This is a genomic window from Lentibacillus sediminis, assembly GCF_002763455.1.
Taxonomy (GTDB): domain Bacteria; phylum Bacillota; class Bacilli; order Bacillales; family Amphibacillaceae; genus Lentibacillus_D; species Lentibacillus_D sediminis_A.
Map to the genome: position 1 here is coordinate 1 of NZ_NIXK01000005.1, position 22,959 is coordinate 22,959.

Here is a 22,959-nt window from a genome sequence, read left to right on the forward strand (position 1 = left end):
TCAATTTTAGTGTAACATGTTTCATTGAACTTTTTTACCTTTAAATGTTGACAACTATTAGCTGGTATTCCGGCATCGATCCGTGGGCGGTTTGGCCATATGTAATGAGTTGCAGCCACAACGCGCCTTTATGGGCATTTTTGATGAGGTTGTCGGTCGGCTCTCCAACGATAAGGGCATCCAGCTTATCGGCATAGCCTTTTTCCGTCAGCTGGCGCGCTCCCACGGCCCCCGCTTCTTCGCCAACCGTTGCCAGCAAAGTGATCTCACCCTTTTGCGGCAGCCCTTCTTCTTTTAATGCCACCATCGCCAGCACACACGCAGCCAGCCCGCTTTTCATATCACTGGCGCCGCGTCCATAAATTTTGCCATCTGCCTCATCCGCTGCAAAGGGGTCATGCTCCCAGTCAATTTCACCCGGAGGCACGACATCCATATGTCCAGTAAGACCCAGGACTGGCCCCTCCTCTTTTCCCTTCAAATGGGCTATGAGATTCGTTCGGTTCTCGTCATATTCAACAAGCTCCGTCTCGATGCCGTGCTCGTCAAATAGGCCTTTAAGCTTGTTTGCGACCTCTGTTTCATTGCCAGGAGGATTAACACTATTAATTTGAATGATTTCTTTTAAAAATGATTTGGCTTGCTCTTTGTCCATGCTATCACCTCGTATTTACTATTCCCTTTTTTGTGATGGTTACTCTTATACGCCGTCCCCATCCACATAAAGAAACACCTGAGCTCCCGCGCCCAGGCATTTCTCCATTCATCCAGCCTACTTAATCTCAAAGGTTTCACTAATCTCAATACTATCTTTCACCGACTGTACCATCGAGCAATTTTTCTTTGTCAGCTCCATGGCCTTTTCCACTTTCTTTTCCGACAGGTCGTTTCCGTAAATTAAAAAATGCAGTTTAATGGCTTCGACGCGGTTGGCGATGTCGGGATTTCGTGTGACATCTGCTGAAATTTTAATGTCTTCCACATCCATGCGCATTTTTTCCAGGACTTTTCGCAGAACGCCTCCGCTGCAGACTGCTACCGAGGAAACGAGCAGGGAATAGGGACGAAAGCCGAATTCATCCTGGCTGGAAACATCCAGTGTGCCATATTCGAATTCTGCCTGAAAACCATGTTCCGTCATTGAATATTCCATGATAATCACCTTCTTCACCTTATATTTTAGCTTATTTGCCTGTCTCTGCAAAACGTTTGATTCGCTCGCCGATTTCATCCCGGACGCGCTGGAAAACCTGCCACTTCTCTTCTTCGGTTCCTTCCGCCCCCGCCGGGTCATCAAATCCCCAGTGCTCGCGTTTTACCTGCGGCGGTGTCATTGGGCAGCGGTCAGCCGCATCAGCGCATAGGGTCACGGCCATGTCTGCCTGGTTTAAAAATTCCGGATCGATCGTCTCCGATTGCTGTTCGGAAATATCAATGCCCGCCTCACGCATTGCTTTAACCGCATTCGGGTTCAGCCCATGTGCCTCAATGCCGGCACTTTTCACCTCCCAGTCCTCGCCGAGATAGTGTTTTGCCCATCCTTCTGCCATTTGGCTTCTGCAGGAATTCCCGGTGCACAGAAAATAAATCGTTTTTTTCGCCATGTTGATTTCTCCTTTTTATAGCAATAGTAAAGTCAGATACAGTCCGATCAAAGTAAACAGCAAAATCGGCACGGTGAGAATAATTCCCGTTTTAAAATACGTCCCCCAGGAGATCTTCACTCCCTTTTGCGATAAAACATGGAGCCATAACAAAGTCGCCAGGGAACCAATCGGGGTGATTTTCGGCCCCAGATCCGACCCGATGACATTAGCGTAAATCAATGCTTCGCGCATTACCCCGGATGTATTGGTCTCCGCAATAGCCAATGCGTCGATCATCACGGTCGGCATGTTATTCATGAGCGATGACAGCACAGCCGCGATGAAGCCCATCGATATGGTCGCAACAAACAACCCTTGTTCCGCAGCGGCTTGAATCACACCGGCAAGCAGGTCGGTCAACCCGGCATTCTGCAGCCCATAGACGACGACGTACATGCCAAGCGAGAAAAATACAATGTCCCACGGTGCGCCCTTGATGACCGCTCCCGTGTTGACCGCCTCGCTTTTACGTGCCATCAGCATGAAGAAAATCGCAATAATTCCCGCCACAATCGACACCGGCAAGTTGATGAACTCGCTGGCAAAATACCCGACCAGCAAGAGGCCAAGCACATACCAGGAAAGTCGGAACATTTTCGGATCCCGGATTGCCTCCCGGGGCTCCTGTAGTTTCCCCGGGTCATAGGTCTTCGGAATGCTTTTACGGAAATACAGGTATAATACCAGAATCGTCGCCGTTAAGGAGAAAAGATTCGGGATGAACATTCGTGAGGCGTATTCCACAAATCCGATCTCAAAGAAGTCGGCCGATACAATATTGACCAAGTTGCTGACTACAAACGGCAGGGATGTGGTGTCAGCGATAAACCCGCTCGCCATAATAAACGGAAAGACCATCTTTTCCGTGAAATTCAAATTGCGCACCATCGCCAGGACGATCGGTGTCAGGATCAGCGCAGCGCCGTCATTTGCGAAAAGGGCCGCGACCACTGCCCCGAGCAGACTGATATAGACAAACATCTTAACGCCATTTCCGCCGGCGATTCGGGCCATATGCAGCGAAGCCCATTCAAAGAACCCGATTTCATCCAAAATCAGCGAGATAAGGATAATGGCGACAAACGCCAGCGTGGCATTCCAGACAATGCTTGTTACTTCAATGACATCCCCGAATCCGACCACTCCAGCAATGAGGGCGACAATAGCGCCGCCACATGCGGACCAGCCAATTGACAATCCCTTTGGCTGCCAAATCACGAGAATGAGTGTTGCTAAGAAAATTATAATTGCTAAAACAGCCAAAACCATTCCTCCAATCAGGAAAGACACTCCGCTAACAGCAGGATATCCGCCTTCCCTGTGCTTCCAATTCCGTTAATTTGTATATCTGACTCGGCAGCTGGCCCAAAAGCTCGCGGACAAATGGATAATCATCATGGGATTTGTTGATCGAGTAGAAAATCCACTGCCCTTTCCGCTCTTCCCTCACCATTCCAATGTCCTTCAGTTTGCGCAGGTGCTGGCTGATCGAGGGCTGGCTCATCCCGAAAATATCCACAAACTCACAGACACAGCACACCTCTTCATCCAGGATTTTCAGCATTGTCAGCCTGGTCCTGTCGCCGAGCAATTTTAAAATAATCGCCGCCTGATCGATTTCCATTGCTGTCTTTTGCACCCAAGCACCTCCTTATGTTTCCGTTCATTAATATATAATTATTTGCTTATATAATCAAAGAAAAAGTTTGCGGCAAGCTAAAAAATGGATGGGGCTTCCTGGTATAGCGCTCTTCTCCTGAGAAAAAATAAAAACGATCCCTGAATGAAGGAGGGTGCTCAGGTGGATAAACAACGTGCCGAGGAAATTATTGATTCCTTTGTGTTGGTCAATGTCAATTACCACGGAATCCCGGTTTATATTCAGGAAATCAGTGCCAACGAAGAAACAGCCACCGTTTTTCCGCTGGATGACATGGATCATGTGCAGCAAGTCGACTTACCGGGACTTGAGGAAGTTGAGCTTACGAAATCAATACCCTTTTCATAATCAAAACCCAACTGACGCAAATTGTGCCAGTTGGGTTTTTTGCAGATGCGATTAGCCTTCTTTTTCTTCTTTCTGCCTTTGTATCATGTAAAACGCCACAGGCTGATCCGATTTTTTCAGCATCTTATCAACATAGGAAGACGTGAGGTGATAGCCATCCTCGATTTTTTCTGCCAGATAACCGGAACGCTCAAACAGGACTTCCCGAAAATGCTCCATTTGCCGGCTGATTTTCTCTAAAATCGCTTCCTGATTTTCCAGCCTGCTTACCACGTCATCCTGCTCCGCTTCCTGCTTGGAAAGTTGTGCTGTCAGCTGCTGACTCTGTTCTGTTTGCTGGTCGATTTTCTGAGCCGTGCGCCCGCTTTCTTCCTCCAGTGCTTTCAGCCAGTTGATAATCTTCAGGTTAGATTGCTCAAGTGTTTCCATTTGCTGCATTACCTGGTCGCGGGACAGCTGCCCGGACTCCATTTTCCTCAGCCGCTCCAAGGTCTCCTGTTCGATTTCCTGATGCCGGTGGTCCATCGCCCTTAGTTCACTGAGCCGCTCATTCATTGCTTTCCACCTGTCTGCCTGGGTGATTCCCTGCTTTGCCTGCCGTTCGCTTAATTCGTGGAACGAACGGAACAGCGCATCATTCAGCTGTTTTTGCTGCTTGATCATTTCCGCCATGTGGCTATGGACAAATACCTGCTGATTTGGCTCCTGCAGGTCGTCGTTAGTTTTAAACAGATTTTGGTTGTACGGATTCATATACAAACCCATGATACTGACACTCCTTACTATTTGCTGCTCTTTATAGCGTATGCATGGTGGGGCTTGCGGGACACTTACCTATTGTTGAAAGGGCGGGCTGTCTGGTTTGCGCGATTTGAGGGTGTGGTCGCGTGATTCGAGGGTGTCCTCGCGTGATTCGGCGAAGAGATCGCTACAGTCCCGTAATGAAGACACGAACGAAGCGGAAAACTTCTCATTCGCGCACTCATCAAGGGTATGAAACCAATCTCCCCCCGCCAATCCATTGAAGCAATGCTTTTGACACGTGCATAGGATTAGTGTATCTTGAGTCTTGATTAATTCCTAGTTATTTCATACGAATTATAATAAAACCTTGGAGGAGATTACGTTCATGAAAAAAATTTGGAGGGGCTATTTGGATGCCTCGCTGATTTTAAAAATTACTATTGCACTGATTCTCGGTGTAATCACGGGGCTGATTTTTGGGGAAGATGCGGCCGCACTTGCACCGCTTGGGGATCTGCTTATCCGTCTCTTAAACTTCCTGATTGTCCCGCTCATTTTATTCACGCTCATTGTCGGTATTAATCAGACGAGGCCGGGACAGCTGGGCCGCATGGGCGGAAAAATTATCTTGTATTATCTGGCCTCAACAGCCATGGCTATTATCGTTGGGCTGGCAATTTCCAGCATATTTAATCCGGGAAGCGGTGTACAGCTTAATACGGATCAACAGCTGGATCAGCCGGAGAACCCCGGAATGGTCAGTGTCCTCTTGAACATTGTGCCGGATAATATTGTGACTGCTATGAGTGAGCTCAACTTGATGGGGCTGATTTTTACTGCCCTTGTATTCGGCTTAGCTATATCCGTCTTGCGCTCCCGGACGGATTATCAAAAAACCGGCGACTTGCTGTATAATGTTTTCGATGGATTAAATGAAGCGACACTTACCATTATGAAAGGCTTTCTGCAGTACATTCCTATCGGGATTTTCGCCATAATCGCTGACACAGTCGGCAGCCAGGGAACGGATACCATCGTCTCGCTTGGTCATATGCTGATGGTGTTTTATATTGCGATACTCGCGCAACTCGGTTTTTATATTTTGGTGATGGTATTATTCAAAATTTCACCAAGGGAATTTTTTCGCTCTGCCAGGACCCCGATGCTGACAGCGTTTGTTACGCAAAGCAGTTCGGGCACACTGCCGCTGACTCTGGATGCTGCGAGAAACCTTGGACTCTCCAAAAGTCTGTATGGATTCAGCTTGCCACTCGGCGCAACCATCAACATGGACGGCGCAGCCATTCGGATTGCCGTCTCGGCGGCATTTGCTGCAAATATGATCGGCGACCCGCTCAGCTTTACCGCCATGTTGCAGGTCGTACTGGTTGGGACACTTGCCTCTGTCGGCACCGCCGGCATCCCGGGAGCTGGTATTGTCATGATTGCCACCGTGTTTGTCCAGGTCGGACTGCCGCTTGAGATCGCTGCTTTGCTTACTGCAGTTGATGCCCTGATCGGCATGGGCGCGACCTGCCTGAATATCACGGGTGATTTGACCGGTACCAGCATTGTGAATAAAACAGAGAAAGGGAAAAAACAGGCTGTTTAGATGAGCTACGGAGCCTACGCCATTCCTGCAATACACAAAGAAGGGTCCCCAGGTATGTACCTGAGGACCCTTTTTTGTGTATTATTGCCTGGTTCTCCACTGTTCGGTGAATTCTTTGAAGGCTGCTACAAATTGCTCTGGTGAGGATTTTACCGTATAGGGGAAAACACCTCTAGAGGTGTGCAGGTAAAGCAGTCCCCCTTGGCCGCCGATGAATCGGTACGACATATCAAACACGTCGCGGATCGGGAATTCATGGTGCTGGGTGACCACTTTTTCATCGTACAAATACATCGTGCGGTGATGCTCCACATCTACCTGTTCAATGCTTTTTACCTGCCGTTCAATCTTGGTATACGGCTGTTCCGCGATCAATTTCATTTGCTTGCCTCCCGCGTTCAGCCGGTTTAGGGTAACAGCTGTTGATTTAGCTGAGTCCGTCCGCCAGACGCAGTTTGCTGGTTTTCCACTGCAGCCACTGTCTCTCTCTTGTTTTTCGCGGCAGAAATTGGCGGATATCTTCCTCATGATAGCCAACCTGCAGCCTTTTGCTGTCCATCAGAATCGGGCTGCGCAACAAACCCGGATGTTCCTGAATCAACTGCAGCAGCTCCTGCAATGGCAGTGAGTCAATATCCAGATCAAGCTCCTTATAGACTTTGGATCTGGTGGAGATAATTTCCTCCGTTCCATCGACCGTCAGCCTTAGTACATCCTGCAGTTCCTCCACTGTTAGCGGTTCCTTCAATATGTTTCGTTCGACAAAAGCGATGTGATTCTTTCTAAGCCAATCTTTTGCTTTTCTTGTAGACGAGCATGGCGCTCCATAAACCTTTACTGTCATTTATCATACCCCATTCTTTCTTGATTTTAGTATGCTGACTAAATAACACGGTTTGTAACTACTCCTGGTCTCACCTCATTTATAAAGTCCGTTTTTTAATAAATTCATTTCCCTTACAAAGTTGTCCATCGCTTCTTCGTCCGGCAAATCCTTGGCAAACTTCTCGACGAGGTTGCGAAAGGCTACTGCGGTAACAATTTGCATGATATGAAATAAATCATGATCTTCTTTCAGATTTAACTTGTCCTGATCGATCAATGCAGCGATTTCGCGGAACTTATCTTTTTTCCGGTCAGCCGCAAACATCTCGGTAAAAACATCTTCTATCTCATGTGTGACATGCAGCAGTGCATTGCGGATCAGTTTCATGTTTTCCCCTTGAGACATTTCTTTAAGCATCTGCTCGTACATCTCGTTAAGTGCATCAAATATATCGCCATGATGTTTTTTTAACAGGGAAACAAACAGCTCCTGCCGCTTTTTCCCCTGTTCTTTCAACAGATAGAAAAAAGCATCCTCTTTATTTTCAAAATACTGGTAAAAGCTTCCACGCGGGACGCCGGCTTCCTTTACGATATTGGATATCGAAGCCTCAAACACCGGCACTCGGCAAAACTCTTTCTCTGCCGCTTCAATCAGGGTATCCCGTTTCTCTTGATGTAAGTTATAAAATGTAGTTTTCGGCATGCTGCTTCCTCCGACCCCCTTGTGACATGGTGTCATGTCTTAATTCCATTTTATATGACAGCGTGTCACAAGTCAATGGATTTATGACAACGTGTCATTATTGTCACATTTTTAGTTTATCCCGATTCTGTGGTGAATCGAGTGGAATTTATTGGAGATAGGTTTGGTGCAGCAGCAGATATTCAGAGGAAGGTGATATCACAATCACGGAGACAAGCCAGATACCCGGCAAATGTTTTCCGTGCATCTGGCGCTTGCCTCTAAGCCATCCATTTTGGCGGGATATTTTTGTCCCAGTAAATTTCCCCGATGACATAATGCTTCTCAAATCCGTCGTCCTGCAAATGATAATGGAAATTAAACCAGTACCCCTCCAGCGGCCGATTGTCCCGCCGCACATGGAATTTGGCAATTACCTGCTCCGAATGGAAATCATAAATGTTAAAGATCCGCTCCCCATGGCCCTGGGCAGGCTGCTCGGTAATCCCGTAATACGGCAGGCTGTCCTCACCAGCATCGGCGAAGATCGTCTCCATCGCCTCTTCCATCTTCGGCAAAATAATGTCCGTGAACTCGTCCTCCACTTGATTGATAATCCGCGGTCCCAGTTTCGTGATTGTCTGCTGCTTCGCCTGTTCGGTTAGCGTGTTGACAAAATAGGCTTCGTCCTGCTGGGGAGCAACATCCTCATCGACATCCGCCACTACCACCGTTTGGGCCACATCTTCTCTCGTGTCCGAAGAAGTTTCTTCCTTCTCTTGTGCATCCGTCGTCAAATAAGCAGGCGGGGTATACAGCCCCAATGTCATAATCGTGAACAAAACAACAAGTGATTTTCTCATCCATGGCTTCATCTCGATTACCCTCTCGTGTATGTACTCTACTTAAATTTTACCATGTTGAGTTGAGATGTCTATCCTAATTTTAAATTTTTTATAAAATTGTAATATAGTTGAGGTAAATTACTTGGATTTTTTATGGTTTTGCCGTATTTGGGGGGGTGAGGCGGTCAAGGTGAGGGTGGGGGCCGTTCTCGCGGATACTTTGGGCGCTCGCTCTGCTTGTTTCGTCCTTGAGACTGGTTCTCGCAGTCATTTGGATTGTTCTTCTTACTAATTTTGTCCTTGAGATGCTCTCTCTCTACGACATTTCGGGCGCTCTCCCAACCCGGTTTGTCGTTGAGAAGGGCTTTCTCGGAAATATGCTCACCCAGAACACGATCAACCACCTTTCACCCACCGCAAAAAGGACCGCCGGCACAGCGGCAGCCCCCTTCTTTCTACAACTTCCTCTGCCTCACCGCATCTCCATCACTCGTATACACGACCTGTTTATCATCAACCACAGTTTCCATATGCACCTTGCGTCCCCACAGCTGATAAATGTATGGCAGCACATGCTCCAGGTACTCCAGATCCAATTCCGTTCCTTCGTAGCTGTGCATCAGGTACAATTCGCCGTTTCGCAAATAGTCGCCATCCACCACGGTGATATAGGGGAAGCCGCCGTTTACGCGCATGGAGACGAGCTGATCGCGGATTTTTTCATATTCTTTATCGGAAACGCGATAGTACTCTCCCTGCTTTTCAAATAAATACATGTCTTCCCTGGCTACCAGTTCCTTGGTCAAATAATTGCGTATGAAGGAAATATCCGACTCGACCTCCCGCACCTCGAACATCTTCTCCCTGCCTGATCCCGGCTCCACACCAAGTGCCTTCATTTCTTTGGTAGGATTGTTGTAGCGCTCCTCAATATCCTCGAAAATTTTCAGGCCAAGATAGTATGGATTTATCTGCTGCTTGGAAGGCTGCACCACCCCGGCATTCAACGAAGCGAATTCAACAGTTTCCCCTGATGTCAGATCAAGCTCCCTCAGAATGCGCTGGTGCCAGTACGATGCCCAGCCTTCGTTCATAATTTTTGTCTCCAGCTGCGGCCAGAAATACTGCATTTCCTCCCGCATCATTGTCAAAATGTCCCGCTGCCAATCTTCCAGCTCTCGGCTGAATTCCTGGATAAATAAAAGCAGATCTTTCTCCGGCCTTGGTGGGAGTTTCTTGCGCTTTTTCTTGGGTTTTGCCTTTTTTTCTTCCTTTTTATCCAGGTCCCATAAATCGTCATATGGCGTGACAGGCCCGGCAAGCTCCTCCTCTTCCTCTTCGGTGTCATAGGACGGCAGTTTGGGCCTTACAAGTGACGGGTCAATATGCTCTTGTATCGCCAGCACCGCATCCAAGAACCGCTCCACTTCGTCTTTGCCGTGCTCGTGCTCATAGCCTTCAATCCGCTCAGCCGTTGCGGTCATGCTTTCCACCATATCTCGCCGTGTATTGGAAAAGCGAACATTGTTTTTGAAAAAATCACAATGGGCCAGCACGTGCGCAATAATCAGCTTATTTTGAATCAGGCTGTTCGTATCAAGCAGAAACGCATAGCATGGATTGGAGTTGATCACGAGCTCATAAATCTGGCTCAGCCCAAGATCATACTGCAGTTTCATCCGGTGAAACTGTTTGCCGAAACTCCAATGGGTAAACCGTGTCGGCATCCCGTAAGCGCCGAATGTATAAATAATATCTGCCGGACAAATTTCATAACGCATCGGATAAAAATCCAAGCCGAATCCCGAAGCAATTTCGGTAATTTCCTCAATTGCATGGGTTAACTCCTTTGTTTCCGTCAAAGCTATCCCCCCAAAATGGCGTTTTTCCATTCGAAAAATCACAGGCACCCGGGTGGCGCAAAAATTATCACCGTGGGTGCCGCTATGTGCTGTTCCCTTTCCAAAAGCTGATTCGTTCCTGCTTCCCCTCCCCAAAAACCAATTATTTCCGCATGTATTTTCCGCTCCATCCTGGAAATCTTAAAGGACAGGAGGGATCGTTATGGACGCACGTTTTTTATCAATTGAAGAATTTAATGAGCTGCTGCAAGCGTGGAACGGGCAGCCGATTAAAATCACCAAGCATGAACTGAATGACGTAGATGAGACGGTTGTCGATCTGAAAAGCCTGACCTATGCCACAAATCCCCCGCGCATTGATGATTACGAGGGACGGCACGCGCTCATGCTGAATGGAGACGGGGAGATCCGGACAGACAGCGACGCCACACCACCGCTGCCTTCCTCCACTTATGAAATTCCGCTGGAAGACTTGTCGCTCTACGAATTTGACGGTACGACCTTTCTCCTAAGCACCGAGCGGGCCGTTTACAAAATCGAACTCGCCCATTAGACCGTCGCCGCTTCTTTATGAAAAAAGGTCTTCATTGCTTGGTAGACGTCACTTCGCTCTTTCAAAATATAATGGCGGAATTTCGGATCATCGATATCTTTATACGCATTCATTAAGGTGGAAGGCCTGCTGTAGCTGTTTACCTCCCCATAGCCAAACATGCTGGAAAGGTCCATGATTTCGCTGACCAGCTCCAGGCATTTCGGATTATCCGAGGTGATATTTTCCCCATCGGAAAAATGCACGGGATAAATATTGTAGCGGGTGGGCGAGTACCTCTCACCGATTAGCTCCAACGCTTTGTAGTAGGCAGAGGAACAGATCGTTCCGCCGCTTTCCCCTTTGGAAAAGAACGCTTCTTCACTGACCACTTTTGCTTCCGTATGATGAGCAATAAAAGCAATTTCCACAGATTCGTACTTGGAACGCAAAAATTTGGTCATCCAGAAAAAGAAACTCCTGGCCATATACTTTTCGAAGTTTCCCATCGAAGCACTGGTATCCATCATTGCCAGGACGACCGCCTTGGACTCCGGCCGCTGCACTTCATTCCATGTTTTAAAACGCAAATCATCATTATGAATTGGATTAATCCCCGGATTTCCTTTGGTGGCGTTTCGCTTCAGCGCTGACAGGATCGTTCGCTTTTTGTCAATATTCCCCATCAGCCCTTTTCTGCGGACGTCGTTAAACTCAATCTTTTCTGTCGTGATTTCCGCCTGCTCCTTCTGCTTCAGATTCGGCAGTTCGAGCTCGCGGAACAGTACTTTTTCAATATCGGCCAGCGATACATCGGCTTCATAGTAATCCTCGCCCGGCTGATCGCCTGCCTTTTTTCCTTTGCCCTGCCCTTTTTTAGCATTCGGATCCCGGGCAACCACATCACCAACCTCACTGTCTCCGTCCCCCTGGCCGACATGCTTGGATTTGTTATAGTTGTAGCGAATTTTATATTCATCCAGCGATCGAATAGGTATCTTGATGACATCCCGGCCATTGGACATGATAATATTTTCCTCTGTAACAAGATCGGGCAAATTATTTTTGATGGCGTCTTTTACTTTATCCATATGACGCTTTTGATCCTGATAGCCTTTGCGATGGAGGGACCAGTTTTCCTTGGAGACAGCATAGCTTCCTTTTTCATCACGCATTGTATCCCCTCCCGAAGATAGTTGCCTGAGTCTTTAGCGAGGTCAGATTCCCGCTTTATTTAGGCTTCGTAATACAACAAAGGCTTTCGCCGAAATAATGTGACGATAAGCCAAGTTTTCTTTTATCCTATGCAGGGGGACGACGTTTCTTTACAGTACTGGGAAATTTGTGAGATGAAAAAACTGGGCGGATTCGACAGATGGGATGGGAGATTTGCTCTGGGAAGCTTTAACTCCTAAGCGGAAACTTCAACCCGTGAGCGTCATCAGAGTATTACTTGATTAAATAGATAAAGCCGCATTTTTTCGCCTGAAAATGCGGCTCATTTCAAAAAGTGGTTGCAATAGCGTTCGATACGTTACAGACCTTAGCATAGAGTATTTAACTAATTTCACTTTTTCTTCGTCAAAATTAAGCTCCTTCCATCATATCCCATCTATTACCAAGGCGAGTGGCTAGTTCTTACCCATTGGGATGAATTCCACCCTCTATAGAAGAGGACCTAAGCTCAGTCGCCCTATGCGTTCTTATCTTTGAAAAAACCGATAATACAGGAGTCCCTGTATTATCGGCATGTTAGCATGCTTCAGCAAAATTAGACAGCATTAATCGTGTATTATTGTCCATGTAATGACCCTTTATAGTGGATATAATTAGGAAGCATTATAAAGGATTTTCATGGAAAAACACTTAATTATAATATTGAATAAAGTGATCCGTACCTATATGTTGACTCCTAGAAGGGTCCGCATAAAGATAAGTTGCTTGCATCTCTGCAGCTGGAATAGTTGTCCCAATTAAATATTTATTATAATATTCTTCTCTATAATATACAGTTGGGGTATTACTATCAATAACCAACGCCGCTAAATTTACTAAAAGAGCTGCAGGCTTAGGAATGAAAATTGATAAAACTAAAGAGACTGCTCCTACTGTAGTCCCCACGTCTTTTTGACCGTAAGTTGTATCTAAATGAACCCATTCACCTAGTTCATCATTGATTGAATTATTAGATTCAACGGTTTGTGCATATCCAGATACATCTTCTGTTGTTACAGTTGTTTCACCATCTTTTATTTCCTTTGTTACTAATTCATTATCATTTGTAAGATTGACTTGTAATTCTGATTGTAGAATGTAGTTTCCATTGTTATTTAACTTGTAAATATAACTTTGCAAACTAGATTCATCTTTAAGGTGTTCAATAACCTTATACGTTTCCCCATCTTTTTCTTGAATGTATTCCCAAGAATCTTCGGTCTTCTCTGTGAATTCAATACCGTTTCCTTCAATATTACTGGCATTAGCAAAGCTAGTAACAGGTAATCCGCAGCTCATAACCAAAGCAAAACACAAGCTAAGAATTAGAATTCTTTTCGACTTCATTTGATACACTCCTCGAAAATTTATTAAGAGTTTTTTCATGAAGTAGATTTTTTGTACGTACTATATTGTGGGTAAAAACTCATAAAATTCAACCGGTTAATTATATAGTAACATAATTGAATATGTATTTCAAATTAAAATGTAAATTTAAATTTACATTTTCTCAATATAATTAAATTATTGTTATTAATCTATATAAATTTTTAAAATTACCCTGTGTTTACTTGAATTATTTTTTAAATTTATATAAAATTAGTTATACAGGGAGGTAAAATATATGAGTGTAAACTTACTATTAAACATAGTATTAAAGATAGGGATGGCGCTTTTCTTGTTACTTTCCTTAATAACACAAAACAATATGATGGTAGTCATCCTGGTTTTATTCGCAATCGCCATTGGGGCTCTTGACGTATATGAAAAACCTTCAATATTTAGAGCTTTATTTTATATTGCTTTAATCATTATCTTTTTAGTTATATGGTTCGTTATTCTTTAATCAATGATTTGAAGCTAATTTCCCGGACGGCCAAAAAAGCAACAAGACACCACACACCCTGTCTTGTTGCTTCCCTCTCCCATCTACCGGTTCAGCAAACTCCCCACATAGCGGAGCAGCTCATTTGCAGAAACAGAATTATAGCCATGTTCGTCAATCAGCCGGGCGATTACCTCGTTGATCTTTTTCAACTGAGACTCATCCGGCGTTTTTGATGTTGTCGTAATTTTGACGACATCTTTCAAGTCAGCGAACAGTTTTTTCTGAATCGCCTCACGCAGCCGCTCATGGGAATTATAATCAAAACGCTTGCCCTTCCTCGCGTACGCAGAGATACGAATCAGGATTTCTTCTCTGAATGATTTTTTCGCATTTTCCGAAATGCCGATTTGCTCCTCAATCGATCGCATCAGTTTTTCATCCGGATTCATTTCCTCACCCGTAAGCGGATCTTTCAATTTATTGCGGTTGCAATAGGCCTCGACATTGTCCAGGTAGTTATCCATCAGCGTTTTCGCCGACTCCTCATAGGAATAGACAAATGCCTTCTGGACCTCTTTCTTAGCAATTTCATCATATTCTCTTCTGGCCACCGAGATATAATTCATGTAATTTTCCTTGCTTTCCTCGGACACGCTGGCATGCTGGTCAAGTCCGTCCTTCAGCGAACGCAGCACATCAAGCGCGTTGATCGATGGCACCTCTTTACTGATAATCGTCGAGGAAATCCTGTTAATCACATACCTCGGATCAATCCCGTTCATCCCCTCTGCCGGAAATTCCTTGCTCAGCTCATCGACATCGCCCTGGTTGAAACCCTCTACATTTTCCCCATCATAGAGGCGCATTTTTTTCACGAGATCCATCCCATGCTTTTTCGATTCCTCCAGCCGCGTCAAAATCGAGAAAATCGCCGCCACTCGTAGGGCATGCGGAGCAATATGGACATGCGCCATATCACTTTCCTTAATCATTTTCTGGTAAATCCGCTCTTCCTGGCTCACCCTCAGGTTATACGGAATCGGCATGACAATCATCCGAGACTGCAGCGCCTCATTCTTTTTGTTGGAAATGAACGAACGGTATTCTGCCTCGTTTGTGTGCGCAACGATTAACTCATCGGCGCTTATCAACGCAAATCTCCCCGCTTTAAAATTCCCTTCCTGCGTCAAGGAAAGCAGATGCCAGAGAAACTTCTCATCACATTTCAGCATCTCCTGAAATTCCATCATGCCGCGGTTCGCCTTGTTCAGTTCCCCGTCAAACCGGTAGGCGCGAGGGTCCGATTCCGAACCGAATTCCGCGATCGTCGAAAAATCAATGCTTCCCGTCAAGTCAGCAATGTCCTGTGATTTCGGATCAGACGGACTGAATGTGCCAATGCCTGCACGTTTATCCTCGGACAGGAAAATCCGCTCCACTTCTACATCCTCAATCCGGCCGCCATATTCCTTTTCAAGCCGCATCGTGTTCAGCGGGGACAAATTGCCCTCAATCCGAATGCCATACTCCTCATAAAAATCCTCGCGCAAATGCTGTGGAATCAAATGGAACGGGTCCTCATGCATCGGACAGCCTTTGATCGCATAAACCGCACCCTCATCTGTCCGCGAATATGCCTCCAGCCCGCGCTTGAGCATCGTCACAATGGTTGATTTCCCGCCACTGACCGGGCCCATTAAAAGCAAAATCCGCTTGCGGACATCGAGCCGCTTGGCCGCCGGATGAAAGTATTCCTCCACCAGTTTTTCAATCGCATCCTCCAGCCCAAATATCGCCTCACCAAAAAAACGGTACATTTTCTTCCCGTTTTTTTCCGTCAGTCCGGAGCTTTTTATCATATTATAAACGCGTGAATGGGCAGTCTGAGCAACTTCAGGTCTTTCTTTGACAACTTCCAGATAATCCGCAAACGTCCCTTGCCACTTTAACTGTTCTTCCTCTTCCCGAAAATGTCTCACTTTATTTAGAATATCCATTATATTCCTCCCATAGGGCATGGTTTCTATCATCCTATGCAAGGGCGGAGATTAAGATACCGGTTTGTTTACTTCTGATTTTTGAGTGAATCGTTTGGCTGTTTTCTCCGAAGCCAGTGTGGATCGCTCGGTTGGAAGTATGCCACTCACTCGCTCACGATTTCCCCATCATTTCCTCCATTAAAAAAGCTGCTCCAGCAATAACTCTGCCAAAACAGCCTATGTTTTATTCGGTTTCTTCTTCTATGTTTTTCACAATGCGGACCTGCTTAATACTGCGGTTCTCTACCTCCATAACTTCAAAGGTAAGGTGGTCTTCCTCATGCGTATCTCCCTCTTCCGGAAAATCATGGAATGCCTTCAGCAAATAACCTGCCAGCACATTCTCATCCTCAGGGATACGTGTCTGGAAAATCGAATTCAGCCGATAGAGCGGGATTTTCCCGTCACAGATGATTTCCGTTTCTGTCAGTTTTTCAATCAGCATTTCATCTTCCAGATCCATCTCGTCTTCAATTTCCAGCCCGATCATGGCTTCAATAATATCTTCATGCGACAGGATACCTTCTGTACCGCCATATTCATCCAGCACGACCGCCATATGTTTTTTCTCTTTGGTCATTTTCCGGAATATCCACTCAATCGAGTGAAATTCATAAATGACCAGCGGCTCCATGTCGGCAAGTGATACCAGCGTCTTTTTATCCGGATCCTGCGCCCAGTTGAGGAGAAACTTGGAATGGAAGATACCAATAATATTATCGCTGTCTCCTCTATAAACCGGATATCTGGTATAGGGGTTTTGAAGCACGACATCCCGCACCTCTTCAAAAGTGGCCGTGTCCGGCAGTGCTATCATGTCCACTCGCGGTGTTTTCAGTACATCTTTAACATTTAAATTATAAAAATCGAGCACGCCTTTTATCCGGTGGGATTCCTCCTTTTCAAAGGTTCCTTCCGACCCGGCAATATCCACCATCGCACGGAATTCTTCTTTGGAGACGGATACATCTTCGTCCTGCCCTCTGGATAGTGCACTTACAATCCGGTCTGTCATCCAATTAAGTGCGATAGTAAGAGGCTTTAAGATAATCACAACTGCCCGGATAATGGGATAAACAATACTTGAGATACGGTCCGGATAGGCAGCCGCAACCGATTTTGGAATGACTTCGGAGCAAATAATAATCGTAATGGTCAGAATCGCTGATGCTGCGGCAACGCTGAATCCCTGCTGTATCGCAAGCGTCGTCACCAGTGTAGGCAGCAGGATATTGGCAATATTATTCCCAATCAAAATCGAGGTAATAAATTCACTCGGCTTGGATACCAGATTTAACAGCTTTTCCGCCCTGACATCTCCATTATTGGCCTTCGTCTGCAGCCGCATTCGATTGGTGGCCGTCAATGCAGTCTCACTTCCCGAAAAGAAAAAGGAAGTGAATAATAATAGTATGATCGCAATGATCACGAGGCAGTTCCTCCTTAAATATAACTGCTTTAATTTTGAGTGCAGTTGATGCAAGTATAGCCTATTTTTTGAAAAAATAAAAGAAAAAGGACGTTTGGTGCGGAAGAGGTTTACGACATTCAAAGTTTGATGCAGAGGCTTTAGTGGAAAAAGATTATTAGGTGGATAGGAGCCTTTCTTATGCATACAGACAAACAACTTTTAAAACGTATACAGAATCGGGAGAAGCAGGCTTTGGAAGAGCTTTATGATCGTTACAGTTTGCACTTATATAATCTTCTCAGGCTAATGATACATAATACGGATAGGATTATTGCAGTTATTCGGGCGCTGTTTGAAGAAATTTGGCGTAACCCGAGCCACTTCCAGGAGGATGAATTTGTTTCCAAAGCACTGTCCAATTATTGTCTGCAGCAGTGTTGATCGGATCTGACTAGTAATAAAGGATGCTAAACTTGAGCCTTATCCAACTACTAGTCCGATTTCTTGTCCATTAAAAACAAATCAGGTTATAATGAGCCAACTACTAATTAAGAAACAGGGGTATCGGAACAATGAGCGAAAATATAACCCACAAACAACCCGTTGTCAGATACATAAATGGCCAATTACAAGCAATGGAAGATGAAATTGCTGCCGAATTCCCAATTACTATCAAGGTAAATGGCGAGGAATTTGCCACCATGGTCTGCACGCCAGCCTACCTGGATGAGTTGGTTATTGGGTTTTTGGCTTCCGAAGGGGTAATCCGCGCCCCGGCCGACATCACAGACTTGAAAATGGATAAAAATCTTGGATTTGCCCATGTGACATTGAAAACCGAGTTGCCTGCCATCCACCAGGATCATTCCAAACGTTTTATCGGTTCCTGCTGCGGCAAAAGCAGACAATTTTACCTGCAGAGCGATGTCCGCACTGCCAAAACATCGATGGCAAAAACGACCATTCAGGCTGAAAACTGTATCCAGCTGATGAGGCACATGCAGGAAAACAGCCTTGTGTTTAAAAATACCGGCGGGGTGCATAACGCCGCTCTCTGCTCGTCCTCCGATATCCTCACCAGCCGATCCGACATCGGCCGGCACAACGCGCTGGACAAACTTTATGGCTACAGCCTGATGAATAAAATACCAGTCCGTGACAAAATCATCGTCTTCAGCGGACGAATTTCCTCTGAGGTTCTGATCAAAGCTTCCAAAATTGGCGTTGGTATTGTCCTGTCCAAGTCCGCACCAACCGACCTTGCCATACAGCTTGCTGATGATCTTAATATCACCGCTATTGGTTTTATTAGGGGTGAGTCGTTTAATGTTTATTCGCATCCGGAGCGGGTGGTGGGATAAGATCGTAGCGTGGAGAACTGTGTGTTTTTTAACATCCTGACAAACTTGCTAAAACTTTTTTCTTTTCACCCAATAACCCACCACTTATAATGTAAATTAGCATGTTTACTGATCGAAGGAGGCAACCCACATGACCAAACACATCCGAACCCTTCTCGAAAAAGACTTCCCCCATGTCGAGGCACTGGATACCGGGATTGATGATGATTACATAAAGCGGGTTTTTCCGCGTTTAATAACAGGCAGCAACCGTTTGTATGGCTTGTTTTTGGATAACCAGCTCGTCAGTGTGGCTGGCTATACAATTTACGCGACAAGTTATGCAATGCTGGGGCGGCTGCGGAGTGACCGGCGCTTTAAGGGAAGCGGATTTTCCACGGAACTGTTTGCGCATGTGCTGCACGAGGCCTTTCAAGTGGAGGGCATTCAGTGGGTCGGCGCCAACACGCAGGAGCACAACACCCCAGCACAGCGCGTACTGGAGAAAAATAATCTCGTTCCCCAGACGATGCTGCATGGCGCGAGAACAAAAGATGTATCGCAGCTAATGACGGATGCGGAGCCGTGGAATCCTGTGACAGACCTGAAGCGGAAGAAAGAATGGGTGGAAGAAATGTACGTGAAACCCGGTGGAATTTTCCCTTACCAATGCTTTTATCCTTTCCCTAGTTCTTGGGATCTTTTTTCTGATGAAAACTTGAACAGCTGGTCTTTTTATGAAAATGCGGAGAAGTCACGCGCGCTGATCATCAAGACGGACCAGAAGAGGTATCTCTTCCTGCATGCACTTTATCCTTGGAGCGACATCACTTCCCAGCCGGGGTTGTGGGAGACAGTCACGAAGGAATATCAGAAACTCACAGTCGGAGTCGACGAGGAATCATTTATTTGGATGGATCTGACCAAGGAAGAAGCTGCCTCCTTGCCAGAAAATCATCCGTTTGAACTACCTTCTCCGTGGATTTTGTATGGAATTGACAAACCGCAGTGGCAGGCGCTTGAGCAGCGTATGTACGCAAAGAGATAGACGAACGAAGGGCTGAACCAGTATGCGTTCAGCCCTTTTTCTCGATGCGATACATGCCTTTTTGATCTCGAAGCACACAGTCATTTTTCTGGAAAATTTTAATCATCCCTGTGTTATGGGTGTCGGTACTGCCGACGTAATAGGATGCTCCCATCTTCTTCAACAGCTTTAGTGTGATTTTATGCAGAGCCGATCCAACACCACGCCCTCGCGCTTCCGGTGCCACACCAAAGTAAAACAGCCGCCCCTCATCTTGTGTGCCCATTTCGATATGGGGAATGCCGATCCCCAGCATGACTTCATCCTTTTGAAAATAATAGCAATGCTCCCGCCAATTCGGCCCCAATTCCCTTTCCAGAGAATCCATTACCTCGTCAACCTTCTGCTGCTCGTTTTTATTTGCCGAGCCGGTGCGGCACAGGTCATACAATGCTGCATATTCGCTGCCGGTGATTCTCCCTCCCGAAAGCGCATGATATTCTATTCCCGGTTCGGGCTCAGGCAGAGCATCCAGGCCCCTTTCGTATTCCACGATGCTCGTCACTTTTTCGAAGCCATTAGAGAGCGGCCAATTTTCATGTGCTTCATCCATTAGCACGGACAGATAGCCAACTTGCTGCTCATGCCATTCGTCCAGGATGTGCCTGAATGCTCTTTGATATTCCGCCTGGGTGACATTTTTTTTATGGATTTGATCGACTAGCCAGTATTTAGGCTGATTTTTTATGATGTTGTATAACTGCATGTTTGCTCCCACCTTTGCTTCTATCATAATACAGTTAGAGGAATCTGTGGTATGACTATTTTGAAAATTCCTTGGCAGGAGGTGATTTCGTGGAAAAATGGTTTGGAGCGGCGGGTATTTGTGTTAACAAGAATGCACAGATACTCATGGTGCTGCAGGGAACACCTGAAGAATCAAAGAAATGGGCTGTCCCTTCCGGCGGAAAAGCGGAAGGCGAGACATTTCGAGCCTGTTGCTTAAGGGAAATTGAGGAAGAAACTGGCTACATTGCAGAAATAAGAGAAGACCTTAAAGTGAAACAGGCTCTCTCCAACGAGCATTCTATCTCCATTGAAGTCCACTACTTTATGGTGCAGCTCACAGGCGGGGAAATGAAGATTCAAGACCCGGATGAGCTGATTTATGAGATTGCCTGGAAATCAGCTGAGGAGATCAGGAACTTGGAATTGACTTATCCGGAAGACAGGGAGTTTTTGCTTGGGATTTTGAAAGCTACAAATACTTTCTAACTGATTAGAAGACTTGGCTTATTGCCAGTCTTGGCTGCTCAGCTGGAGGATATTTCATTATAGATAGCTACCTCCAAATCATTTAGATTCTGTGAAAATACCTCTGTCCTCTACCTCCAATTAATCATTCAGAAAGCCACCTGCCTTATCCAAGCAAGTGGCTTTTCCTACCTAATGCTCCAGATCAATCACTATCCTGTTAGCAAATTCCGGTGTTTGATAGCTAACTCCATCTACTTTAAGGTCAAACTCTCCAATAAACATATTATCTTCCACATAATAATTGATTTCCTCGACTACCGGACTGTTATTAATTTGCAACGTCCCGCCCTCTGCTGGCAATTCACCAGCTATCTGTCCATAAGGTATCTTCAGTATCAGTTTACCTTCTTGTTCTTCCATCTCATAATTATTAATTGTCTTATTAAGATCGAATACGATCCTAGAGTAAGTAGAATGAATTCCATAGCGGATATTTCCAACTTTGGTAGCCGAAACCTCCACTTCTCTGGAAGCCTGATAATCTCCATATGTGGCTATCACTCTGCCTTCCCCTTCCTTAGTGGCATGGAAAATACCGTCTTCTACATGGCCTACTTCTCCCGTCACTTCCCATTTCACTTCAGAAATATCAATATCAAGTGAGTCTCCATTTTTATCATGACCCTGGACTGTCAATTCTACTTCTTCTCCAGGAGATGCAGTGAGATCAAGCGGCAGGATACCTATTGATCCTTCTTCTTTGTATGGCTGGGCGCCAGCAGGATAAGGGTTATACAACAAGTACTCGTTGCGCACTTCCGTTACCCATGTTTGCAATTCGTCCTGCCACGATTCAATAATCTGGTCGACAGGCATGTCCTCCATAATCATGGCAGGCACTTCCGGGTCTCCGATAAGGTTGGCATAGCTTGAGGTCATCTCAAATTCTTCCGGATTCTGATCGCGCATAGCATCAACTAGGTTCAGGCCAAGTTCAACCAAGTCAATTTCTCTAGGATCGTCTATGTGCACCTGGACTCCGCCAATTCTTTCCCCTTCATACGTGCCAAACATCGGTTCATAATATGCAGATCTAAACGTTACGCCTGCAAGATCCCTGTTGTTCATTTCTTCCGCAAGTGCATCCCCATCTACCCAAGGGGCGCCAACAAGCTCAAAAGGTTTCGTTGTCCCAAGACCCGTGGATAAGTTTGTATCATCCAGAAGTTCCGTTCCCGTGTACAGATAAGCAGTTTCCATTGACGGGATATTTGGAGAAGTCATTACCCAAGGCAAGCCGGTATCCTCGTAATGCATTGTTCTCTTCCAGCCTTTCATCTTGGCAACTTTTAGATCCGCTCCCATGCTGTACTCATTGTTCCACATCACAGCCAATTCTCCGATCGTCATCCCATGACGCACTGGCAGCATAAACCTTCCCATGAAGCTTACCGCATCTTCCGAACGCAGTGGCCCTTCCACTTTTGTTCCTCCCTGCGGATTCGGACGATCCAGCACAATGAGTTCCTTGTCGTATTCGGCAGCTGCCTCCAATGCAAAGCCTAATGTATAAATGTAGGTATAAACATTGGACCCTATATCCTGGATATCAAATAAAAGTACATCGACATCTTCCATCATTTCCTCTGTCGGCTTCCATGTTGGTCCATATAAACTATAAACAGGGAGACCTGTTTTCTCATCGACATAGAAATCAACATACTCCCCTGCTTCCTGATCTCCGCGTATACCATGCTCCGGACCAAACAATGCAGTTAGCTCTACGTCTGGATGGTTATGCAACAGATCTACATCACTGGTCAGATTGCTGTCCACGCCCGTTGGGTTGGTAATCAGGCCGACCTTTTTTCCTTCCACCCAATCCAAATGCTCATTGAGAAAAACCTCGATGCCTGGTGTCACTTTTGTTTTCTTTCCTTTATTTCCGTTATTACCATTGTTCCCCGCGGCATTGGAGGTAGTGATAATAGAGGCCATGATCAGCACAAAAACGCCAGTTATAAAGATATATTTATTGATTTTCACTGAGACCAACTCCCCGTTTTGTTATGATGACTTCAAA

25 protein-coding genes are annotated in these 22,959 nt (G+C 45.8%); 8 read left to right on the forward strand and 17 right to left on the reverse strand.

What is annotated here, in order from left to right; translation table 11 throughout:
* Positions 1-40 precede the first annotated feature (40 nt).
* The 5 genes from CEG13_RS08980 to CEG13_RS09000 all read right to left on the reverse strand — a co-directional run bounded on the left by CEG13_RS08980 (position 41) and on the right by CEG13_RS09000 (position 3,285).
* Complete coding sequence (locus CEG13_RS08980; protein WP_239984606.1) at positions 41-655, reverse strand: M20/M25/M40 family metallo-hydrolase; 615 nt, start codon at positions 653-655, stop codon at positions 41-43.
* A gap of 117 nt (positions 656-772) precedes the next feature.
* Positions 773-1,153, reverse strand: coding sequence for an OsmC family protein (locus CEG13_RS08985; protein ID WP_100011548.1), 381 nt, complete (start codon positions 1,151-1,153; stop codon positions 773-775).
* 31 nt (positions 1,154-1,184) lie between these two features.
* Entirely contained in the window at positions 1,185-1,604 is a 420-nt protein-coding gene (gene arsC, locus CEG13_RS08990; RefSeq protein ID WP_100011549.1) for an arsenate reductase (thioredoxin), read from the reverse strand.
* A 15-nt stretch (positions 1,605-1,619) separates the two neighbouring features.
* A complete protein-coding gene (locus CEG13_RS08995) occupies positions 1,620-2,915 on the reverse strand; it encodes an arsenic transporter (protein WP_100011550.1) in 1,296 nt (431 codons plus the stop codon).
* Positions 2,916-2,940: 25 nt separating this feature from the next.
* A complete protein-coding gene (locus CEG13_RS09000; protein ID WP_100011551.1) occupies positions 2,941-3,285 on the reverse strand; it encodes an ArsR/SmtB family transcription factor in 345 nt (114 codons plus the stop codon).
* A gap of 162 nt (positions 3,286-3,447) precedes the next feature.
* On the opposite strand from CEG13_RS09000, the gene CEG13_RS09005 reads away from it, so the two are divergent.
* Positions 3,448-3,654: an H-type small acid-soluble spore protein gene (locus CEG13_RS09005; protein ID WP_100011552.1), complete on the forward strand. Its 207-nt coding sequence runs from the start codon at positions 3,448-3,450 to the stop codon at positions 3,652-3,654.
* 51 nt (positions 3,655-3,705) lie between these two features.
* On the opposite strand, the gene CEG13_RS09010 is transcribed toward CEG13_RS09005, so the two are convergent.
* Positions 3,706-4,419 (reverse strand): hypothetical protein, encoded by a 714-nt coding sequence (locus CEG13_RS09010; RefSeq protein ID WP_100011553.1) that lies wholly within the window; start codon positions 4,417-4,419, stop codon positions 3,706-3,708.
* Positions 4,420-4,783: 364 nt separating this feature from the next.
* Between CEG13_RS09010 and CEG13_RS09015 the strand changes: the two genes are divergently transcribed.
* Positions 4,784-6,010, forward strand: coding sequence for a dicarboxylate/amino acid:cation symporter (locus CEG13_RS09015; protein WP_100011554.1), 1,227 nt, complete (start codon positions 4,784-4,786; stop codon positions 6,008-6,010).
* Between the two features lie 81 nt (positions 6,011-6,091).
* Here the strand turns inward: CEG13_RS09015 and CEG13_RS09020 are convergent, their stop codons facing one another.
* The 5 genes from CEG13_RS09020 to CEG13_RS09045 form a co-directional block, all read right to left on the reverse strand.
* Positions 6,092-6,391: a hypothetical protein gene (locus tag CEG13_RS09020; protein WP_100011555.1), complete on the reverse strand. Its 300-nt coding sequence runs from the start codon at positions 6,389-6,391 to the stop codon at positions 6,092-6,094.
* A 46-nt stretch (positions 6,392-6,437) separates the two neighbouring features.
* Positions 6,438-6,854, reverse strand: a complete 417-nt coding sequence (gene spx / locus CEG13_RS09025) for a transcriptional regulator Spx (RefSeq protein WP_100011556.1) — start codon at positions 6,852-6,854, stop codon at positions 6,438-6,440.
* Positions 6,855-6,929: 75 nt separating this feature from the next.
* The gene (locus CEG13_RS09030) at positions 6,930-7,541 is read right to left on the reverse strand and encodes a TetR/AcrR family transcriptional regulator (protein ID WP_100011557.1); all 612 of its coding nucleotides are present in this window, start codon (positions 7,539-7,541) and stop codon (positions 6,930-6,932) included.
* A 260-nt stretch (positions 7,542-7,801) separates the two neighbouring features.
* Positions 7,802-8,395, reverse strand: a complete 594-nt coding sequence (locus CEG13_RS09035) for a YpjP family protein (protein ID WP_100011558.1) — start codon at positions 8,393-8,395, stop codon at positions 7,802-7,804.
* A 425-nt stretch (positions 8,396-8,820) separates the two neighbouring features.
* Complete coding sequence (locus CEG13_RS09045) at positions 8,821-10,227, reverse strand: SpoVR family protein (protein ID WP_420843797.1); 1,407 nt, start codon at positions 10,225-10,227, stop codon at positions 8,821-8,823.
* Between the two features lie 202 nt (positions 10,228-10,429).
* Between CEG13_RS09045 and ymzB the strand changes: the two genes are divergently transcribed.
* Positions 10,430-10,780, forward strand: a complete 351-nt coding sequence (gene ymzB, locus CEG13_RS09050; protein ID WP_100011560.1) for a protein YmzB — start codon at positions 10,430-10,432, stop codon at positions 10,778-10,780.
* On the opposite strand, the gene yhbH is transcribed toward ymzB, so the two are convergent.
* On the reverse strand, positions 10,777-11,934 hold the full coding sequence (yhbH, locus tag CEG13_RS09055; protein WP_100011561.1) for a sporulation protein YhbH: 1,158 nt from the start codon (positions 11,932-11,934) through the stop codon (positions 10,777-10,779). The genes ymzB and yhbH overlap by 4 nt on opposite strands.
* 691 nt (positions 11,935-12,625) lie before the next feature.
* Complete coding sequence (locus CEG13_RS09060; protein ID WP_100011562.1) at positions 12,626-13,321, reverse strand: hypothetical protein; 696 nt, start codon at positions 13,319-13,321, stop codon at positions 12,626-12,628.
* Between the two features lie 277 nt (positions 13,322-13,598).
* Between CEG13_RS09060 and CEG13_RS09065 the strand changes: the two genes are divergently transcribed.
* The gene (locus tag CEG13_RS09065) at positions 13,599-13,820 is read left to right on the forward strand and encodes a hypothetical protein (RefSeq protein ID WP_100011563.1); all 222 of its coding nucleotides are present in this window, start codon (positions 13,599-13,601) and stop codon (positions 13,818-13,820) included.
* 83 nt (positions 13,821-13,903) lie between these two features.
* Here CEG13_RS09065 and CEG13_RS09070 read toward each other — a convergent pair whose 3' ends face one another.
* Positions 13,904-15,799 (reverse strand): PrkA family serine protein kinase, encoded by a 1,896-nt coding sequence (locus tag CEG13_RS09070; protein ID WP_100011564.1) that lies wholly within the window; start codon positions 15,797-15,799, stop codon positions 13,904-13,906.
* A 226-nt stretch (positions 15,800-16,025) separates the two neighbouring features.
* Positions 16,026-17,270 carry a hemolysin family protein gene (locus tag CEG13_RS09075; protein ID WP_100011565.1) on the reverse strand — a complete coding sequence of 415 codons (1,245 nt, stop codon included), beginning with the start codon at positions 17,268-17,270 and terminating at the stop codon, positions 16,026-16,028.
* 180 nt (positions 17,271-17,450) lie between these two features.
* Between CEG13_RS09075 and CEG13_RS09080 the strand changes: the two genes are divergently transcribed.
* From CEG13_RS09080 to CEG13_RS09090, 3 genes are all read left to right on the forward strand, one after another.
* Positions 17,451-17,693 carry an RNA polymerase sigma factor gene (locus tag CEG13_RS09080; RefSeq protein ID WP_100011566.1) on the forward strand — a complete coding sequence of 81 codons (243 nt, stop codon included), beginning with the start codon at positions 17,451-17,453 and terminating at the stop codon, positions 17,691-17,693.
* Between the two features lie 131 nt (positions 17,694-17,824).
* Positions 17,825-18,613, forward strand: coding sequence for a formate dehydrogenase accessory sulfurtransferase FdhD (gene fdhD / locus CEG13_RS09085; protein WP_100011567.1), 789 nt, complete (start codon positions 17,825-17,827; stop codon positions 18,611-18,613).
* A 130-nt stretch (positions 18,614-18,743) separates the two neighbouring features.
* On the forward strand, positions 18,744-19,640 hold the full coding sequence (locus CEG13_RS09090; protein WP_100011568.1) for a GNAT family N-acetyltransferase: 897 nt from the start codon (positions 18,744-18,746) through the stop codon (positions 19,638-19,640).
* A gap of 28 nt (positions 19,641-19,668) precedes the next feature.
* On the opposite strand, the gene CEG13_RS09095 is transcribed toward CEG13_RS09090, so the two are convergent.
* Positions 19,669-20,385, reverse strand: a complete 717-nt coding sequence (locus tag CEG13_RS09095) for a GNAT family N-acetyltransferase (protein ID WP_158234666.1) — start codon at positions 20,383-20,385, stop codon at positions 19,669-19,671.
* A gap of 89 nt (positions 20,386-20,474) precedes the next feature.
* Here CEG13_RS09095 and CEG13_RS09100 point away from each other — a divergent pair, with 89 nt between their 5' ends.
* The gene (locus tag CEG13_RS09100; protein ID WP_100011570.1) at positions 20,475-20,894 is read left to right on the forward strand and encodes an NUDIX hydrolase; all 420 of its coding nucleotides are present in this window, start codon (positions 20,475-20,477) and stop codon (positions 20,892-20,894) included.
* A 171-nt stretch (positions 20,895-21,065) separates the two neighbouring features.
* On the opposite strand, the gene CEG13_RS09105 is transcribed toward CEG13_RS09100, so the two are convergent.
* Positions 21,066-22,922, reverse strand: coding sequence for an exo-beta-N-acetylmuramidase NamZ family protein (locus CEG13_RS09105; protein WP_100011571.1), 1,857 nt, complete (start codon positions 22,920-22,922; stop codon positions 21,066-21,068).
* Between the last annotated feature and the right edge of the window lie 37 nt (positions 22,923-22,959).

Excerpts from the sequence above, each read along its gene's own strand:
- CEG13_RS08980 (WP_239984606.1), bottom strand. The coding sequence starts at position 655 with ATGGACAAAGAGCAAGCCAAATCATTTTTAAAAGAAATCATTCAAATT.
- CEG13_RS08985 (WP_100011548.1), bottom strand. The coding sequence starts at position 1,153 with ATGGAATATTCAATGACGGAACATGGTTTTCAGGCAGAATTCGAATAT.
- arsC (WP_100011549.1), bottom strand. The coding sequence starts at position 1,604 with ATGGCGAAAAAAACGATTTATTTTCTGTGCACCGGGAATTCCTGCAGA.
- CEG13_RS08995 (WP_100011550.1), bottom strand. The coding sequence starts at position 2,915 with ATGGTTTTGGCTGTTTTAGCAATTATAATTTTCTTAGCAACACTCATT.
- CEG13_RS09010 (WP_100011553.1), bottom strand. The coding sequence starts at position 4,419 with ATGGGTTTGTATATGAATCCGTACAACCAAAATCTGTTTAAAACTAAC.
- CEG13_RS09015 (WP_100011554.1), top strand. The coding sequence starts at position 4,784 with ATGAAAAAAATTTGGAGGGGCTATTTGGATGCCTCGCTGATTTTAAAA.
- CEG13_RS09020 (WP_100011555.1), bottom strand. The coding sequence starts at position 6,391 with ATGAAATTGATCGCGGAACAGCCGTATACCAAGATTGAACGGCAGGTA.
- spx (WP_100011556.1), bottom strand. The coding sequence starts at position 6,854 with ATGACAGTAAAGGTTTATGGAGCGCCATGCTCGTCTACAAGAAAAGCA.
- CEG13_RS09030 (WP_100011557.1), bottom strand. The coding sequence starts at position 7,541 with ATGCCGAAAACTACATTTTATAACTTACATCAAGAGAAACGGGATACC.
- CEG13_RS09035 (WP_100011558.1), bottom strand. The coding sequence starts at position 8,395 with ATGAAGCCATGGATGAGAAAATCACTTGTTGTTTTGTTCACGATTATG.
- ymzB (WP_100011560.1), top strand. The coding sequence starts at position 10,430 with ATGGACGCACGTTTTTTATCAATTGAAGAATTTAATGAGCTGCTGCAA.
- yhbH (WP_100011561.1), bottom strand. The coding sequence starts at position 11,934 with ATGCGTGATGAAAAAGGAAGCTATGCTGTCTCCAAGGAAAACTGGTCC.
- CEG13_RS09060 (WP_100011562.1), bottom strand. The coding sequence starts at position 13,321 with ATGAAGTCGAAAAGAATTCTAATTCTTAGCTTGTGTTTTGCTTTGGTT.
- CEG13_RS09065 (WP_100011563.1), top strand. The coding sequence starts at position 13,599 with ATGAGTGTAAACTTACTATTAAACATAGTATTAAAGATAGGGATGGCG.
- CEG13_RS09070 (WP_100011564.1), bottom strand. The coding sequence starts at position 15,799 with ATGGATATTCTAAATAAAGTGAGACATTTTCGGGAAGAGGAAGAACAG.
- CEG13_RS09080 (WP_100011566.1), top strand. The coding sequence starts at position 17,451 with ATGCATACAGACAAACAACTTTTAAAACGTATACAGAATCGGGAGAAG.
- fdhD (WP_100011567.1), top strand. The coding sequence starts at position 17,825 with ATGAGCGAAAATATAACCCACAAACAACCCGTTGTCAGATACATAAAT.
- CEG13_RS09090 (WP_100011568.1), top strand. The coding sequence starts at position 18,744 with ATGACCAAACACATCCGAACCCTTCTCGAAAAAGACTTCCCCCATGTC.
- CEG13_RS09095 (WP_158234666.1), bottom strand. The coding sequence starts at position 20,385 with ATGCAGTTATACAACATCATAAAAAATCAGCCTAAATACTGGCTAGTC.